Origin of the sequence: Seonamhaeicola aphaedonensis (assembly GCF_003386195.1) — a bacterium.
Lineage (GTDB): Bacteria > Bacteroidota > Bacteroidia > Flavobacteriales > Flavobacteriaceae > Seonamhaeicola > Seonamhaeicola aphaedonensis.
Window position 1 is genome coordinate 359,234 of the sequence record NZ_QRDX01000001.1, and the last position, 16,247, is coordinate 375,480.

Consider the following 16,247-nt stretch of genomic DNA (forward strand, 5'->3'; position numbering starts at 1 on the left):
TGTTTATTTTATTTCCGAAAAAGCAGCTTTTAAATCTGCTTTCAAATCTTCAATATCCTCAATACCCACGGACAATCTAATTAAATCTGGTGAGACACCAGCTGAAGCCTGTTCTTCTTCATTTAGTTGTTGATGCGTGGTACTAGAAGGATGAATTATCAATGATTTTGTGTCTCCAATATTAGCAAGTAATGAGAAAAGTTTTGTTTTGTCTGCAATGGTTTTAGCAGCTTCAAAACCGCCTTTGGCACCAAAAGTAACAATGCCACTTTGGCCACTAGGCAAATATTTATCTGCTAACGCTTTGTATTTACTACTTGCTAACCCTGGATAATTTACCCAAGCCACTTCGGGTTGAGCTTCTAACCATTTTGCTAGTTCTAGAGCATTTTCACTGTGTTGTTTGATTCTTACAGGTAAAGTTTCTAAACCTTGTAGAATATTAAAAGCATTGGTTGGACTTAAAGCACCTCCAAAATCTCGTAACCCTTCTAATATGAGTTTAAAGGTATATGACGCTGCGCCTAGTGTTTCGTAATACTTTAGTCCGTGATATCCCGCTGATGGCTCTGTAAATTCAGGAAACTTTCCGTTAGACCAATCAAAAGTTCCTGCATCAATAATGGCTCCACCCAAGGATGTTCCTTGACCACCTATGTATTTAGTTAATGAATGAATAACAATATTTGCACCATGTTTAATTGGATTTAATAAAGCTGGAGTAGCCACCGTATTGTCTACAATAAAAGGAACTCCTGCTGCTTTTGAATGTTCGGCAATGGCTTCTAAATCAAGAACATCTAATTTTGGATTTCCTAATGACTCTACAAAAAAGGCTCTTGTGTTATCTTGAACTGCCTTAGCAAAATTATTTGGGTTTGATGCATCTACAAATGTTGTTGTAATACCTAATCTGGGTAATGTAACACTTAACAAATTGTATGTACCTCCATACAAGCTACTTGAAGCTACTATATGATCCCCAGATTTTAAAAGCGTTAAAAGCCCTGTTGAAATAGCGGCTGTACCAGAAGCAAATACAACAGCTCCAATACCTCCTTCAACTGAAGCTAGACGCTCTTGTAACACTTGGTTTGTTGGATTGTTTAATCTGGTGTAGATAAAGCCTAATTCTTGTAGTGAAAACAGGTTTGCTGCATGTTCTGAATCATTAAACACATAGGAAGTAGTTTGATAAATAGGCACCGCTCTTGTTCCTCCTGTGGCTTTAACATCATGACCTGCATGTAATGCGTTTGTTGCTAATTTTTGATCGCTCATTTTTCTAATTTCTTTTTTCGGTTAATAAAAAATAATCCAATAGTTAAAATACGCTAAAAATAACGTACTAAGTATAGAAAAATGTTATAAGAATTTTAAAATTACAGAAAGTAATTTCGTTTAGTTATCTATCCAAACTCCCGATAAATGAATCGGTCATTTAAGTAGAATTTAGCACCTTCTTTAATAAGTTTAAAGGGTTGCTAAGGCTTCTGTGGGTCTAATCCCTCCACCTTTCTTGATAACATTTCAATACGTTTGTTGAACTTTTGTTTTGCAAATATTCGTTCAGAAAAGTTATTTTCCAAATTTTTTAAGGGTTAATTTTAGTTTTCAATCAAATTCTGTTCAAATTTCTCACGAATAACACTTGCAATGGGTTTGTTTTCTATCTTAGATTCTAACCATGAAATTATATCTAAATATAAGAAGGCACGACTTTGATAGGAATCATCTTCAAACTCTTTTAATTTCTTATGAAGTTTGATAAACTCGTTCTTCACTTCGTGAGGATAAATATCTCCCAAGCCTCTTAAAAACTTAATAAATTCCTTCTGTACCTCATACAAATCTTCCATTTTTATTAAAAACTTATAAGTACTTTTAATTAGTACATCTAAGTTGTAATCTAACCCGGCCTCATAATGTGCTACCAAATTCAAAATTCTTGAAAAGCATAGCAAATCTTCACGCATTTGTAATGATTTGTTACTAATTATTTTATCTAAAAACTGAATACATTCTCTGTTGTTTCCTGCTCCAAAATACATGCTAGCAATTTTGTAGTAGAATACCATGATATGATGTTCATCAATTCTATCCTTATAAGTTTTTAATTGTTCTAAAACCTCATCAATTAATGGCACCCCCTGTTCAAAAGAACCTTCTATAAAATGCAAATTGAGTTTATTGGTGTAGATATACAGAAACGCTAAGCCATCAACATTATCATCAATTGGAAACCACTTTTCTTTTGTTACACTTTCCAACTTTTCAAGATATTCTTTAAACTTTTCATGTTTGCGTAAATAAAACAAAGCTTCAAGCAAGTAATGATTTCCTCGTAAAAAGAAAACAGGATTTAGCTTAATCATATCTTGATAATCATAAAAAAGCGTTACCCACTTTAAAGCGTATTTATAACACGATAAAAAATCCTGAATTAAAAAGCTATACCACAAATGCGCTTTGTATAACCACAACTTTTCCCGAAAGCCTAAGTCATTGATATCATATTTAGGTAAACGTGCATTAAAATAATCTGTAATTCGTTTATGTTCTGCGTCATTTTTCACATAACCTGTTTTTAAAAACAAACCATAAAGCTGTAATGATAAATTAGATAACTTGCTGGCCACCACATTCTGAACACTCAATTCTTTAGCTTGCACTGTCAACTCATCTGCCCTATTACTCAAACTACGTGTTATATACTGCGACTCAATAATTTTTTCCAGCTCTACAATCTCATAGGCAATGTTCTTTTCCTCATGAGCTATTGCCATATTTTTGGCTTTATCCAAAATCTTTAAGCTCTGTTTATAAAGTCCTTTATGATATAAAATGGTAGCAAAATCTAATTGTTCACGAATCTGGATTCGGACATCTTGATGAGAAGGATTCAACCTTAAACTTATTAATATCTGTTTATATAAATGTGCTTTTAAATTAGAAAGTTGTTGTTTTTTTACAATACCTTTTTTTAAAATAGTGGCTTCGTCATATTTAGGTAACTTATCCAAAATATTAAAGAGCAATAAAAACTTGGAGTCTTCATTTACGCCTAATCTCCCTACATACAATTTGAATTGTCTTTTTTCGGACTTTGATAAAGACTTCACCAACACAAACAAATTATCTTTTTGCTCTTTTGTCATAGTTACAAAATTACCTTTAAAGCATTGTAATACAATTTTTTAACTTAACTTAGCAGTAGTTAAACATCGTAAAAAAAGTAATTAAAGTTGTAGTTTTACGAAACCAAAATATACATTCGTAAAAGAATAAGAAAATATATTTTAATAAATGTCTGATAATAAGGTACAAATTTTTGATACTACGCTGCGTGATGGTGAGCAAGTTCCTGGATGTAAATTAAATACTGAACAAAAATTAGTCATTGCTGAACAGCTTGATCTATTGGGTGTAGATATTATTGAAGCGGGGTTTCCCGTCTCCAGTCCTGGGGATTTTAAATCGGTTGAAGCCATTTCAAAAATTGTAAAACATGCCACCGTTTGTGGTTTAACACGATCTGTAGAGAATGACATAAAAGTTGCTGCTGAAGCTTTAAAATACGCTAAAACACCAAGAATCCATACAGGTATTGGTACTTCAGATTCTCATATTAAATTCAAGTTTAAATCTACTCAAGAAGCTATTATAGAACGTGCCGTTAAAGCGGTTAGTTATGCTAAATCTTTTGTAGAGGATGTAGAATTTTATGCTGAAGACGCTGGTAGAACTGATAATGAATATTTAGCAAGAGTTTGTGAAGCTGTAATTAAAGCGGGGGCCACAGTGCTGAATATTCCAGACACTACTGGATACTGTTTACCACATGAGTATGGGGCTAAAATCAAATACCTAAAAGAAAACGTAAAAGGTATTGACAAAGCTATTTTATCTTGTCACTGCCACAACGATTTAGGTTTAGCTACAGCTAATTCCATTGAAGGTGTTATTAATGGTGCGCGTCAAATTGAGTGTACTATTAATGGCATAGGAGAACGTGCAGGCAACACAGCACTAGAAGAAGTAGTAATGATATTAAGACAACATCCTTACTTAAACTTAGACACTAGAATTAACTCTGAAATGCTATTTGGCATCAGTCAATTGGTATCAGACAGTATGGGTATTTACACACAACCAAATAAAGCTATTGTTGGTGCTAATGCATTTGCTCATAGTTCTGGTATTCACCAAGATGGCGTAATTAAAAATCGTGAGACCTACGAAATTATAGATCCTAAAGACGTTGGTGTCACAGAATCTGCTATTGTTTTAACAGCCAGAAGCGGTAGAGCTGCTTTAGCTTACAGAGCTAAAAATGTAGGTTATGAATTAACCAAACTCCAGCTAGATGAAGTTTACAACAAATTTTTAGAATTTGCAGATAATAAAAAAGAAATAGATGACAATGATATTCATCAAATCATAGAGTCTAGTTCGGTTTACAACGAGATTTCTTCTAATTAATTTTTTTTAAAGGGGATGAAATTAAACATAGCCGTTTTACCGGGCGATGGTATTGGACCAGAAGTGACTGCTCAGGCCATTAAAGTTCTAAAAGCTATTGCCATGGAATTTAATCACGTCTTTACTTTCGAAAAGGCTTTGGTTGGTGCTTGTGCTATGGATAAGACAGGAGTTCCTTTACCAGAAGAAACTATTAGCATTTGCGACAAAGCAGATGCTATTTTATTTGGCGCCATTGGTGATCCCAAGTATGATAATGATCCTTTAGCCACTATAAGACCAGAACAAGGCTTATTAGGTTTGAGAAAAACATTCGATTTATACACCAATATAAGACCGGTAATTGCTTATGATGATTTACTAAATAAGTCCTCATTAAAAGTAAAGCAAATTAAGGGTACCAATATTTTAATTTACAGAGAACTGGCTAGCGGCATTTACTTTGGTGACAAGCATTTTAGTAACGATGAAGCTTCTGATGTTTGTAAATACAAACGCTCTGAAATAGAACGCATTACACATTTAGCTTTTAAAGCTGCGCAAGGAAGGAAACACAAATTAACGCTGGTTGACAAAGCCAATGTTTTAGCAAGCTCTAGACTTTGGCGCGCTATTGTGACCGAAATAGCTAAAGATTATCCTGATGTTACTTTAGATTGTATGTTTGTTGATAATGCTGCTATGGAGCTCATTATTAATCCTCGTCAGTTTGATGTTATTTTAACCGAAAATATGTTTGGAGACATCCTTTCAGAAGAGGCTAGCGTCATTGTTGGGTCTATTGGTTTATTAGCATCTGCTTCTATTGGCGACAAACATGCTATGTTTGAACCTATTCATGGTGCTTACACTAAAGCTAAAAACAAAGGAATAGCCAACCCCATTGCTTCTATTTTAAGTGCTGCTATGTTGTTAGACCACTTTGCTTTGTATGATGAAGCTGCTTTAATTAGAGAAGGTGTTGATAAAGCTTTAAATCTTCATATCACGACACCTGATTTAAATACGAAGTACGATAATATTAGTACAACCAAGGTTGGTGATTTTATTGAAGATTTTATAAATAATCCAGACGAAACTAATTTGAATTTCACCAACATACATTTAGGACAGTCAACTATCATTTAATTATTTGAGTTAGTCACCAAAACAATTAAACTACAGGACGTCCGAATTAAAAAGAGCACCACTATGAGTGCTCTTTTTTAATATGTAACAAACAATTATATAGTATATTTGGTTAATGCAACGCAACCTAGGTTTATTAAAGCTTTATAAAACACCACTACTCATCACTTTAGTAAGTTTTGCTCTTTATACTGTTTTTGCTTATAATTTAGAACGCACACAATATGTTAAGCTTGTTACCTTATACACTTCTCTTTTTGGGTTGTTTTATTGGTTACAAAAAAAATATAAAAATAACACCAAACTCTTAACAACACTTGCATTTTTATTTAGATCTGCTTTTATTTTAGCTACCCCTAATCTATCCCAAGATTTTTATAGATTTATCTGGGATGGACGCATGATTTTAGAAGGCTTTAATCCCTATTTATACACTGTTGAAAGCTTTATGAGCGTAGGAAATTTTCCAATTGCTCAAGCCAAAGAATTATATCATGGCATGGGTACCTTGAACGCTAGCCATTTCACCAATTACCCACCTGTAAACCAACTATGCTTTATAATTGCAGGTTTATTTGCCAGTAAAAGTATTTTAGGCTCTGTGGTTGTTTTACGACTTATTATTATTTCTGCAGATTACGGAACCCTTTACTTTGGCAAAAAACTGCTTAAAAAATTAAAGTTACCCGTTCATAATATCTTTTGGTATGTTCTAAATCCGTTCATCATCATCGAGCTAACAGGAAACCTACATTTTGAAGGGGTCATGATTTTCTTTTTAGTTTGGAGTCTGTATTTGCTTGAGAAAGGCAAATGGCCATGGAGCGCTGCTGTGTTTGCTCTTTCTATTTCTACCAAGTTAATGCCGCTTATGTTTTTGCCTTTGGTGTTTAAGTGGTTTACAAAGAAGCATGTCATTGCAAACGGAGGAGCAAAGCAATCTGTATCAAATGATGAGATTACCAGGTCACAAGTTCCTCGCAGTGACGAGAGAGATGCTTCTCTATCACTAAGAATGATAAAACTTATTTCGTTTTATGCTATTGTTGGTACCGTTACATTATTCCTTTTTTTACCCTTTTTCTCAAAACAATTCGTGTTAAATTATACTGAAACTGTTGCACTTTGGTTTCAAAAATTTGAATTTAACGCCAGTATCTATTATGTGTTTCGTGAAGTTGGCTATTATATGAGAGGATATAATGAAATAGCTATTCTAGGCATTGTGCTTTCTTTAATGATATTTTTATTCACACTTTACAGAACTTTTTATAAAGCAAATTATCCCATGGAAAATTTGCTTAAATCTATGTTATTAGTCTTTACCTGCTACTTATTTTTAAGTACTACAGTGCACCCATGGTATCTAGTAACACTTTTATTTTTATCTGTATTTACAAAATATAAATTTCCGTTAATATGGAGTTTTGTAATTATACTAAGTTATTTGGCTTATATACAAATAGGAAATGCCAATAAATCAGAAAATCTCCTTATCATTTTCTTAGAATACCTGATAGTTTATAGTGTTTTTGTGCGGGATGTTTTTAAAGATAACCCTAAAGCAATACAAGAGAATCTATCCTGTAAATAACACTATCATCTAAATCATTAAAAACTTCAGAATAGGAAAGTTTAAAAGATTTATCAATGAAAGATTTGTCTGTCTTTAAATTATATTTATAAAGCGCTTTTGGGTGTACTTCTTCAAAAGCTAATTCATCACCATTATCAAACCAAAATGTATATAAACCATCTTGGTAGGATTTAAAAACTGCTGTTTTCATTTAACAATATAGAACGAATATTAATTTTATTATTAAAATCTACTTCAAGAACAGGTAAATCAACTCTTTAACAGTCATCACCATTATTATAACTGTTTGAAAACCTATCTACAAGAAGACACAAAATTTCTGGGTTTAATTCTTGGTAATCTACAATCTAACGTATCATTTTTATTTTGAGGTTGGTTAGACTAAGATAAATACCAAAAATACAATGTGAATTTAAAAATAATTTCTGAATAAATTGAAAAATTATCAAGGGCTATCTTAACCTTAAACAGAGACCAATAAAACACCCCTGCAAGTGTAATACAAAAAATGGAATCATGATTTTATATAATTTTTAACTTTATTTAGACGTTACTTAGACTTATAGAGAAGAACATGTTATTTTCCATTTTATACGTGTAAATTCAAACTAACTAAAATAACCCAAGATCAATTATGTATTGTTCTTGGGTTATTGCTTTTTAAAATTGATTATTTATAAACCAGCTATAAGAAATTATTGTTTTAATAACCTTTTTGTAGTGACTGCTCCTTTATCATCTGAAATTTTAACCAAATACATTCCAGACGCTAAACTACTGATATCATATTTATTTCCTACTAAAACTGGGTTAACAGCAACTTTAGCACCTAGGGTATTGTAAATTGAGATTTTTGAAATCTCAACACCATTTTTAGTTTGAATTGAAAAATGAGATTGAACTGGATTTGGATAAAGTGAGATTTTTTTAGACAATTCAAAATCTGAAGTACTTAATGGGTTTGAGTCCAAAACTTGGATTTCATCAATATATATTTTACCGCCACCTTCTAGAGGACTTGTGTTGGCGTTAATAAAATCCTTAATATCTGCATGGAACACGAGAGTATATAAGGTTCCTAAACTAAAAGTACCTGCATCTCTAGGAAATTCAATTGGAATTATTATTTGTTCCCAAGCATCTGCACCAGAGTGATCATTGATTGCTCTGATAACTCCAGGGTTTGAACCATTACCTGAATCACTATCCGCATCAAATCTACATGCCATGTCAGTATCTAAATTATATACTAGTACGCTTAGATATTTGGACTCAGCAGGCCCAATAGATAAATCTGGATTTACATTAATTCTTGTCAGTGCATACCAATTAGCATTAGTGTGAGTAATTTCAAGACAATTAGCAGTTGTATTAAGTCCAGATGAATTTGGATTAGCAACAATAGTTGATGCTGCACCAAAAGCTACTTCTACTCCACCATTGCCAGATTCAAAATCATCTACCATGGTTTGTCCAAAACCAGTAAAAGCGCATAGGGCAAATAATAAATTTAATAAAGTAATTTTTTTCATAATGTCTATAATTTTAGTTATTTGTTGGTTGTATAAAGTTACTAGATTTACACAGTTCTAAAATGGACTAAACTTACCTAAACATGTACAATTATACTTTTATTTACCACAAACCATTAAAAACAAAACACTAAAAAACAGTACTGTACAAAAACAAAAAGATTTAACCTTAAAATACATATAGAAAACCACCTATTAATAAGGCGGTTTTTAAAAAACCAAAACTATATTAAAGTTTCTATTAATCTAATTCATTCGCCAAACTCTTACATAATCTACTTTTGCCTCTGTAAAGTCGCCAATATTTCTTGAAGTAAAGTTTGCAGTCCCTCCAAAACTGGCACCTGTAGATAACCATAAAAACTCCTCTACCTGTGGCACCCAAATCCCTTGATAACGTGTTTTAAATTGCCCATCATAATACACCTCAAGCATATCTTTATTCCATAACAAACCATAAATATGGTATCCAGAGTGAATACCTGGGGTATCATATTTTCTGGTATTTGCCTTGTGTGATGTACCATAACCATCTATATGCACCACACTTTTGGTATAATCTTGCACCCATGCGGACTCAAAAACATCTATTTCTGCACCATCATTTCCTGTACCATCTACATTACCCATATTATCACCTTGCAACCATAGAGCTGTGTGTGTTCCAAACATGGTTTCTGCAATATCTATCTTAGCCTCAATGTACCCGTATTTAAATTCAAATAAATTATTAGAAAAAACACCACCACAGTGCAACACATCGTTTGCAACTTTCTCACTTCTAAGAACCAAATTACCATTTCTATAAGATACATTCTCTGGTTTCCAAAACCATTGATTAATCCCAATACCAGGCCTTGCTGCCCTACTTTTTGTAGAATTATTTTTAGTCCATTTTGTAGGTTCAAAACTATCAAAGTTATCTTCAAACATTAAGGTCCACCCACTGGTGTTTATTGAATTTAAAACAGGTTTTGCTATTGTTACTGGATTATCACCATCATCAAATTGGTCATCATCAGGTGAGGTTTTTTCATCTCCTGAGCAAGACACAAACAAAAGTGCTGTAAGCCCTATAAAGCTAAAATATAAACGCTTTAATTTCGTACTAGTTATCATATTATATTTATTTAGTTAAGTTTTATTTATAAATTAAAATACCAAATTGGCCCTGTGACCAAAGCTCCTTTATCATCTTGTACAACTACTTTCCAATAATAAGTAGTATCAACAGCATCTAAGTTGACTTGGATAGTATTTGCAGAAATATCTTCTGAAACTAAGGTTAAGGCATCTTTATCCTTGCCAAAATAAACATCAAAAGTTACAGGATCTCCATCAACATCAGAGGCTGTCCATTCTAGGTTAGCCATGGTGGTACCTGCTTCTAAATACTGTCCTAAAAAGGGAGACTTTAGTGCAGGCGCAAAGGGTAAATGGTTACTATTAGGCACTTCTTCTGTATAAAACTGTGCCGTAGGTGAATAATCACTTTCTATGTTTTTGGTACTTCTAGCCTTTACCCTCCAGTAATAAGCAAAACCCTTTTCTAGGGTTACTATTTTTGAAAGGGATGTTAAAACTTCATCTACAACTTTGTTATTAAATTGATTATCCTTTGCTATTTCTAAAATATAGATAACTGAACTACCATCTGAATTGGTAGAGGCCTGCCATTCAAAATTCAAAACATTTGTGATACACAATTGGTTTTGAGATGGAAACACTAACGTAGGCGAAGAGGGTTTACTATCGGAAGTATCACCTCCACCACCTGTATCATCACCTCCACCAGAGGAACAGGATGTATTTATAAAGGCAACTAGAACATATATATATAGGAGTTTTTTCATAACAATTTGTTTTATTTCTTTACAATTTTTAGAGTTTTAGGTTTTTCTGAATCTAACCTTACAAAATAAATCCCTGATGGGTATTTTTGCATATCTACAGTAATCTTTCCTCCGGCAACATTATACTGTTGTTTAGCTATTAATCCTGATGTTAAGGAATATAACTCTACAGATACCGTAGCTTTTGATATTTCTGGAATACTTAATTCAAACTGGTCTGTCACTGGATTTGGAAATGCTTTCAATAAACCTGAAGTCTCCATAACCTTGGTTAACTTACCCTCGCAAGTAGCTTTAGCTTCAATGTTAATAATATCACCATCTTTTGCCTCAACTTCAAAAGACGTTTCGTAAGTTTCTAATACTTGCTTATTATTTATAAAAACTTTATAAGGCGCAGAACCCGATTTAATATCTACCGCGATTTTTCCAGACTTAGAAGTAGTTAACTTCCCTGTTAATAATTCTGAGGCATTAACCTCCAGATTAACGCAATATTGATAAGAAGTGTCTTTAATTTCTATACAGACATCATAAACTCCTGGCTCTAGATTAGGAATATTAAGAACCTCGTTAAAACTATATTCGGTTCCTCCAATCGTAACTTTATAACTATGCTTATATTTTGTGTTAATTTTTATTTGCCCATTTTTACCTTGGCAAGTTTCGTCAATAGTTTCAATGGTAAAATTATCTGATGCCACAAAGATCTCTGAAAAATCTTGATCCAAAATAAAGTCTACAATTCCACTTCCGTACGTAGCAAACCTTACTGCATTTTCAGATTCTATAAATTGCACGTCTGTATACCCTACAGCATCAGGCACATCTAGTCCATCCATTTTAAACCATTGGTCTTGTTGTACCGAAAATACCCAAGCACCATCAAACTCACAGGCAGCAAAAATATACTGACCATTGGGTGAAGTCTCCATCTCTGAAATACGCTCTACACTTAATCCTGCATTATGATTAGTAAATGTTTGCCCACCATCAACTGAAATCAAGAAATTATTACCCTTCCCTGCAAAATAAACTGTAGCTTCGTCTATAGGACTAGTAGCAATTACCTGTCTTCGTTTTCTATGCGAATCCTCTTGCTGAGGCCATGTTCCATTGTAACTTGATGATGTAAAAGAATTTCCTCCATCTGTAGAATACAACAATTGCCCAGATTTTAAACTAACATACCATCGGTTTTTATTTACTTTAGAATAGCCAAAACTAGATATTGGACCACTAAACTGAAACGGATGTATTTCTCTAACTACAGCACTACCGTTATAAATAATTTTTTGCAACCCTCCTTCACCCCAAGGAATATAAACAGCATCTTCATTATCGTTTGGAGAAGGCACTAAACTTGTAGCCGCCCAATTTCCATAAAAATCGGTACCAGTAACTGTTTTATAATTACCCCCATTGGTTGCAGAACTTCTTCCTATAGTACCATAATAATACCAATACCAAGCTGATTCACCTCCATTGGCCACAGTAACTCGTAACACATCTGTATTAGCTTCTCTTAAAGCAGGTATTGGAACACTTTTATCATAATTATTACTACCAGAAAAACTTTGGGATCCTCTATCTTGATTAGCAGTGTACACTAGATTATATTTTTCATTGGTCTCAGCATCATAACACATGATAGTTGGGTTACCTTTACTTACACTTACCCAAGAATTCCAATCCTCTGGAGTGGTTGAATAATAGGTTCCAAAATCATATCCAGAAATAGTAAAAAACCCGCCATCTTCTTTATCAAAAGTCTTAAAGTGCTGTAAATCCCAAACATAAATGTCGTTATTACTCAAGACATGCTGATTTCTAGTCCAATTCACTCCATAATCTGTAGATATCCAAAGCTCAACAAAACCTTTAAATACAATATTGGGTTGTGTTGGATGTACTTCTACAATGTTTCTACCTGTATCACTAGAGGTAACACTCTGTGTCCAAGTTGCCCCTTCATCACCCGAATAGAAAATAGTAGTATTATCATAACTTATGTAAAAATGCGTAATGCCTCCAACTGTGGTTCCTTGCACAGAATCTAATTTAGCCACCGTTGTTGTAGGCTCGTATATGAGTGAAAAGTCATCATCTCCTTCAGCCATTTTATAAACATACAATTTTGAATCACTTGCCCTTCTAGCAAAAAGATACACATCTCTACTACCGTGAGGTTTCAAAATTTCAACATCAAAAGCATTACTTAAAAAACTTAATGCCGAAGTCGTATAATTTAAACCATAATCTGTTGATATATATATAAAATCATACCAAGCGTTACCACGCGATGCATCTCTTCTTGCCCCGTGTGCTACAATACGCTTTTGACTATTCCTTTTGGTAACAACCGTCGTGTAGTTGGCGCCACCTTCAAAAAAAGCACCATTAGCATCCATCCAGGTTCTACCCTCATCGTCAGAGAATTCCATAGACCCATTACTTTTCTGATTTAAAAGTCTAAAAGAACCATCTGGAAGATTCACCCCATTAAACTTATCACCCTCAAAACTTTTGGTGTGATTCCTCAATGACCATTTCACTGGAGCACCCTCATCAATTTTATAAATATGACCTGCAAAAGACACAATATACATGTCCTCATTTATTGGGTCATATAGAGAACCGTCAGTTCTAAAACCCCCTTCGCTATAGCCAGGAGCGGTTGTAGATGTCATGTGTAAATATTTCTGATCCCATGTTCCTGAAAGCGTACGATTGGCATAAAAATATTTTTCTGGTGGTGGCATTGTCATGCTCTGTTGAGCCGATTTAAAATAAGCTTCAAAATCTTCTGAAGCACTAAATTTAAAACCTGTTTTTTCTTTGTTTAGGTACCAAACATTATAATCTGCCAAAGCCTCTCCAGTTAAATTCTGAAAATTAAACGGTTTAGGCAATGCCAATTCATCCATAGCCATTTCATAGGCTATTTCCTCTGGAGTTTCTTCTTCATGGTGCTCATAATCGCCACCATAATCAGACTCCAAATATTCAGATTCTTGATTAAAAGAAGATTTGAAAATTAACGTAAATGCAACTAAAAATAGACCGATAAAAACCAGCCTTAGCGTATTTTTTTTGTTCATAATGCCTCTGTTAGTATGGAATTGATAAAATTAAACTAACTAAAGCCTAAAAACATTAACCAAACTACCCTAAACATAGACAAAAACACTTTTTAAATAATCAAAGCATAATATCTACAATGGGAATTGTTAAGTACTCGCTGTAAACCAATAGCCACCTATTTAGTTTAATATTCAATAAGTAAACATCAATTACAAAAAATAAAACGTATAAGAATCGCATTTAGAACGCAGAGTAAACGCACTTTAAAAACCAACCACACATACACAAAAACACTCTAAAATATTCTATCTGGATTAAAGGCTTGTATATCTAATTCTGTTTTTATCTCTGAAATAATATCTGAAACTAATTTTCCTGTTGCAGGCCCTAAACTCCAGCCCATCATGGCGTGTCCTGTTGCAATAGTTAAATTTTTATACTTTGAGGTTTTTCCAATGTAGGGTAAGCCATCTGGGGTACATGGGCGCAAGCCACATTTGGCTTGTGCCTTTTCTTCTGAAGTAATATAGAGTTGATTGTAATACGATGAACTTGCTTCTGCAATAGCATTTACACGCACGGGATTTACAGTATGATTAATCCCTGAAAATTCCATGGTGCCAGCAAAACGGGTAAAACCATTCATAGGTGTAACCGCAACTTTGGCCTCACATAAAATGGCAGGAATGGTAATATTGGTATCTCGATTCAAATTGATGCTGTAGCCTTTCCCAGCTTGTATGAGCAATTTTAAACCTAATTTTTTACTGATTTTAGGACTCCAACTACCAGCTGCCAACACAACCTCATCACATAATAATTGTCGGGTTTCTGTGATTACTTTTAAAATTTTTTGATTGTTTATGTCAACATCAACCACTTCTTCATTTTTTAAAATTGAAACTCCGTTTTTTTTCAAGTGAACAATCATTTCTTGCATGAAGTTATTTGGTGTCATGTGTGCATCAGAGTGGTAGTAAACCGCACCTTTAACATTTAAATTGGCTTTAGGCTCTAATTTCGAAACCTCAGTTTGAGACAAATGCTCAACCTTTAAACCCTCTTCTATACCCCGTTTACCTACTTCCCATTCTTCCTCACCAACCTTATCGGTCTTGTAGTACATTAAAAGCCCTTTTCTTTCATAATGAAAATTAAACTCGTTTGATTGTTGTAAATCTTCATACAATTCCCTACCCAATAGATTGATATCAAGTAACGGTTTGATGGAGGCTTCAACTTTTAAAGGTGTAGCCGATTTTTTAAATGCCCATACCCATTTTAAAAAATCTATATCTAATCTTGGTTTTATATAGAGTGGACTTTTAGGATTAAACATCCATTTTAATCCTTTTGAAAGCATACCCGGAGATGCTAAGGAAATAAAATGACTTGGTGTGATGTATCCCGCATTTACATAAGATGCACCCGCATCCATATTGGATTTATCAATGACCGTAACTTCATGACCTTCCTTTTTAAGGTAATAGGCAGAACATAAACCTATAATCCCTCCACCTACTACAATAACATTTTTCCCCATATTAAACCTAAATCACTTGAAACCCATGCGCGTATGGGTCGTCTTCATCATCAATAATAATTGTGTTGTAACCATATATTTTTGCCCACCCTTTGATACTAGGGATTATTGCAGACCTTCCATTAATCCTGACTTCTTCTTCTACTCTACCAATAAATTTACTCCCTATAAAACTTTCATGAATGAATTCTTCTCCCAATTTTAGCTTCCCTTTAGCATATAACTGCGCCATTCGAGCTGAAGTTCCTGTACCGCAAGGGCTTCTATCTATAGCTTTGTCTCCATAAAACACCGCATTTCTTCCAGAAGACCCAGGGTGTATAGGTGTCCCCGTCCATAATAAATGTGATACATCCCGGATAGTGTCGTTTTCTGGATGAATAAATGTATTAGGATATTTTTGATTGATAGCCTGACGTATTACTTGTGAATACTGAATCAGTTTAGTCGCTGAAAAATCCTGAATGCCAGAAAAGTTACTTTGAGGATCAATAATGGCGTAAAAATTTCCACCATAGGCCACGTCAAAAGTAAGTTCACCTAATTCAGGGCATTCTATGGTCATACCTTCTCCAGCCAGATAACTTTTTACGTTGGTTAACCGTACCCAATCTACTTTATCTCCAGTTTGCTTATATTCAATTTCAACCAAACCAGCAGGTGTTTCCATTTTAATTTTACCTGGTGTTTTAGGATTTATCAAACCCTCTTCAACAGCAATAGTAATCGTACCAATTGTACCATGACCACACATGGGTAAACAACCAGAAGTTTCAATAAACAATACAGCAACATCATTTTCAGGATGGTGAGGCGGATACAAAATACTGCCACTCATCATGTCATGTCCACGTGGTTCAAACATCAAGCCCTTGCGAATCCAATCGAATTCCTTTAGGAAATGCTGACGTTTTTCACTCATATTGGCACCATGCAAATCGGGTCCACCTTTTTTTATAACCCTTACAGGATTTCCACAGGTATGAGCATCAATGCAAACAAACGTGTTTCTTGCCATATGTTAAAAC

12 protein-coding genes and 1 riboswitch are annotated in these 16,247 nt (G+C 33.9%); of the genes, 3 read left to right on the top strand and 9 right to left on the bottom strand.

The window, feature by feature from the left end; translation table 11 throughout:
• Positions 1-3 precede the first annotated feature (3 nt).
• Entirely contained in the window at positions 4-1,281 is a 1,278-nt protein-coding gene (locus DFQ02_RS01635; RefSeq protein ID WP_116039239.1) for an O-acetylhomoserine aminocarboxypropyltransferase/cysteine synthase family protein, read from the bottom strand.
• A 121-nt stretch (positions 1,282-1,402) separates the two neighbouring features.
• Positions 1,403-1,529: riboswitch (SAM riboswitch) on the bottom strand.
• A gap of 78 nt (positions 1,530-1,607) precedes the next feature.
• The gene (locus DFQ02_RS01640) at positions 1,608-3,158 is read right to left on the bottom strand and encodes a hypothetical protein (protein ID WP_116039240.1); all 1,551 of its coding nucleotides are present in this window, start codon (positions 3,156-3,158) and stop codon (positions 1,608-1,610) included.
• A gap of 148 nt (positions 3,159-3,306) precedes the next feature.
• On the opposite strand from DFQ02_RS01640, the gene DFQ02_RS01645 reads away from it, so the two are divergent.
• From DFQ02_RS01645 to DFQ02_RS01655, 3 genes are all read left to right on the top strand, one after another.
• On the top strand, positions 3,307-4,482 hold the full coding sequence (locus DFQ02_RS01645) for a 2-isopropylmalate synthase (protein ID WP_116039241.1): 1,176 nt from the start codon (positions 3,307-3,309) through the stop codon (positions 4,480-4,482).
• A gap of 15 nt (positions 4,483-4,497) precedes the next feature.
• Positions 4,498-5,610 (top strand): 3-isopropylmalate dehydrogenase, encoded by a 1,113-nt coding sequence (leuB, locus tag DFQ02_RS01650; RefSeq protein WP_116039242.1) that lies wholly within the window; start codon positions 4,498-4,500, stop codon positions 5,608-5,610.
• Between the two features lie 115 nt (positions 5,611-5,725).
• The gene (locus DFQ02_RS01655) at positions 5,726-7,204 is read left to right on the top strand and encodes a mannosyltransferase (RefSeq protein WP_116039243.1); all 1,479 of its coding nucleotides are present in this window, start codon (positions 5,726-5,728) and stop codon (positions 7,202-7,204) included.
• Here DFQ02_RS01655 and DFQ02_RS01660 read toward each other — a convergent pair.
• From DFQ02_RS01660 to DFQ02_RS01690, 7 genes are all read right to left on the bottom strand, one after another.
• Positions 7,170-7,397 carry a hypothetical protein gene (locus tag DFQ02_RS01660; protein ID WP_116039244.1) on the bottom strand — a complete coding sequence of 76 codons (228 nt, stop codon included), beginning with the start codon at positions 7,395-7,397 and terminating at the stop codon, positions 7,170-7,172. The two genes, DFQ02_RS01655 and DFQ02_RS01660, sit on opposite strands and share 35 nt — an antisense overlap.
• A gap of 505 nt (positions 7,398-7,902) precedes the next feature.
• Positions 7,903-8,739 carry a T9SS type A sorting domain-containing protein gene (locus DFQ02_RS01665; RefSeq protein WP_116039245.1) on the bottom strand — a complete coding sequence of 279 codons (837 nt, stop codon included), beginning with the start codon at positions 8,737-8,739 and terminating at the stop codon, positions 7,903-7,905.
• A gap of 246 nt (positions 8,740-8,985) precedes the next feature.
• Entirely contained in the window at positions 8,986-9,858 is an 873-nt protein-coding gene (locus DFQ02_RS01670; RefSeq protein WP_116039246.1) for a glycoside hydrolase family 16 protein, read from the bottom strand.
• 26 nt (positions 9,859-9,884) lie between these two features.
• Entirely contained in the window at positions 9,885-10,592 is a 708-nt protein-coding gene (locus DFQ02_RS01675) for a fibronectin type III domain-containing protein (RefSeq protein ID WP_116039247.1), read from the bottom strand.
• Positions 10,593-10,603: 11 nt separating this feature from the next.
• The gene (locus DFQ02_RS01680; protein WP_116039248.1) at positions 10,604-13,693 is read right to left on the bottom strand and encodes a T9SS type A sorting domain-containing protein; all 3,090 of its coding nucleotides are present in this window, start codon (positions 13,691-13,693) and stop codon (positions 10,604-10,606) included.
• Positions 13,694-13,971: 278 nt separating this feature from the next.
• Positions 13,972-15,219, bottom strand: coding sequence for an NAD(P)/FAD-dependent oxidoreductase (locus DFQ02_RS01685; protein ID WP_116039249.1), 1,248 nt, complete (start codon positions 15,217-15,219; stop codon positions 13,972-13,974).
• 7 nt (positions 15,220-15,226) lie between these two features.
• Positions 15,227-16,237, bottom strand: coding sequence for a 4-hydroxyproline epimerase (locus DFQ02_RS01690; protein WP_116039250.1), 1,011 nt, complete (start codon positions 16,235-16,237; stop codon positions 15,227-15,229).
• Between the last annotated feature and the right edge of the window lie 10 nt (positions 16,238-16,247).

Coding starts and splice junctions, on each gene's coding strand:
- DFQ02_RS01635 (WP_116039239.1), bottom strand. CDS start 1,281: ATGAGCGATCAAAAATTAGCAACAAACGCATTACATGCAGGTCATGAT.
- DFQ02_RS01640 (WP_116039240.1), bottom strand. CDS start 3,158: ATGACAAAAGAGCAAAAAGATAATTTGTTTGTGTTGGTGAAGTCTTTA.
- DFQ02_RS01645 (WP_116039241.1), top strand. CDS start 3,307: ATGTCTGATAATAAGGTACAAATTTTTGATACTACGCTGCGTGATGGT.
- leuB (WP_116039242.1), top strand. CDS start 4,498: ATGAAATTAAACATAGCCGTTTTACCGGGCGATGGTATTGGACCAGAA.
- DFQ02_RS01655 (WP_116039243.1), top strand. CDS start 5,726: ATGCAACGCAACCTAGGTTTATTAAAGCTTTATAAAACACCACTACTC.
- DFQ02_RS01660 (WP_116039244.1), bottom strand. CDS start 7,397: ATGAAAACAGCAGTTTTTAAATCCTACCAAGATGGTTTATATACATTT.
- DFQ02_RS01665 (WP_116039245.1), bottom strand. CDS start 8,739: ATGAAAAAAATTACTTTATTAAATTTATTATTTGCCCTATGCGCTTTT.
- DFQ02_RS01670 (WP_116039246.1), bottom strand. CDS start 9,858: ATGATAACTAGTACGAAATTAAAGCGTTTATATTTTAGCTTTATAGGG.
- DFQ02_RS01675 (WP_116039247.1), bottom strand. CDS start 10,592: ATGAAAAAACTCCTATATATATATGTTCTAGTTGCCTTTATAAATACA.
- DFQ02_RS01680 (WP_116039248.1), bottom strand. CDS start 13,693: ATGAACAAAAAAAATACGCTAAGGCTGGTTTTTATCGGTCTATTTTTA.
- DFQ02_RS01685 (WP_116039249.1), bottom strand. CDS start 15,219: ATGGGGAAAAATGTTATTGTAGTAGGTGGAGGGATTATAGGTTTATGT.
- DFQ02_RS01690 (WP_116039250.1), bottom strand. CDS start 16,237: ATGGCAAGAAACACGTTTGTTTGCATTGATGCTCATACCTGTGGAAAT.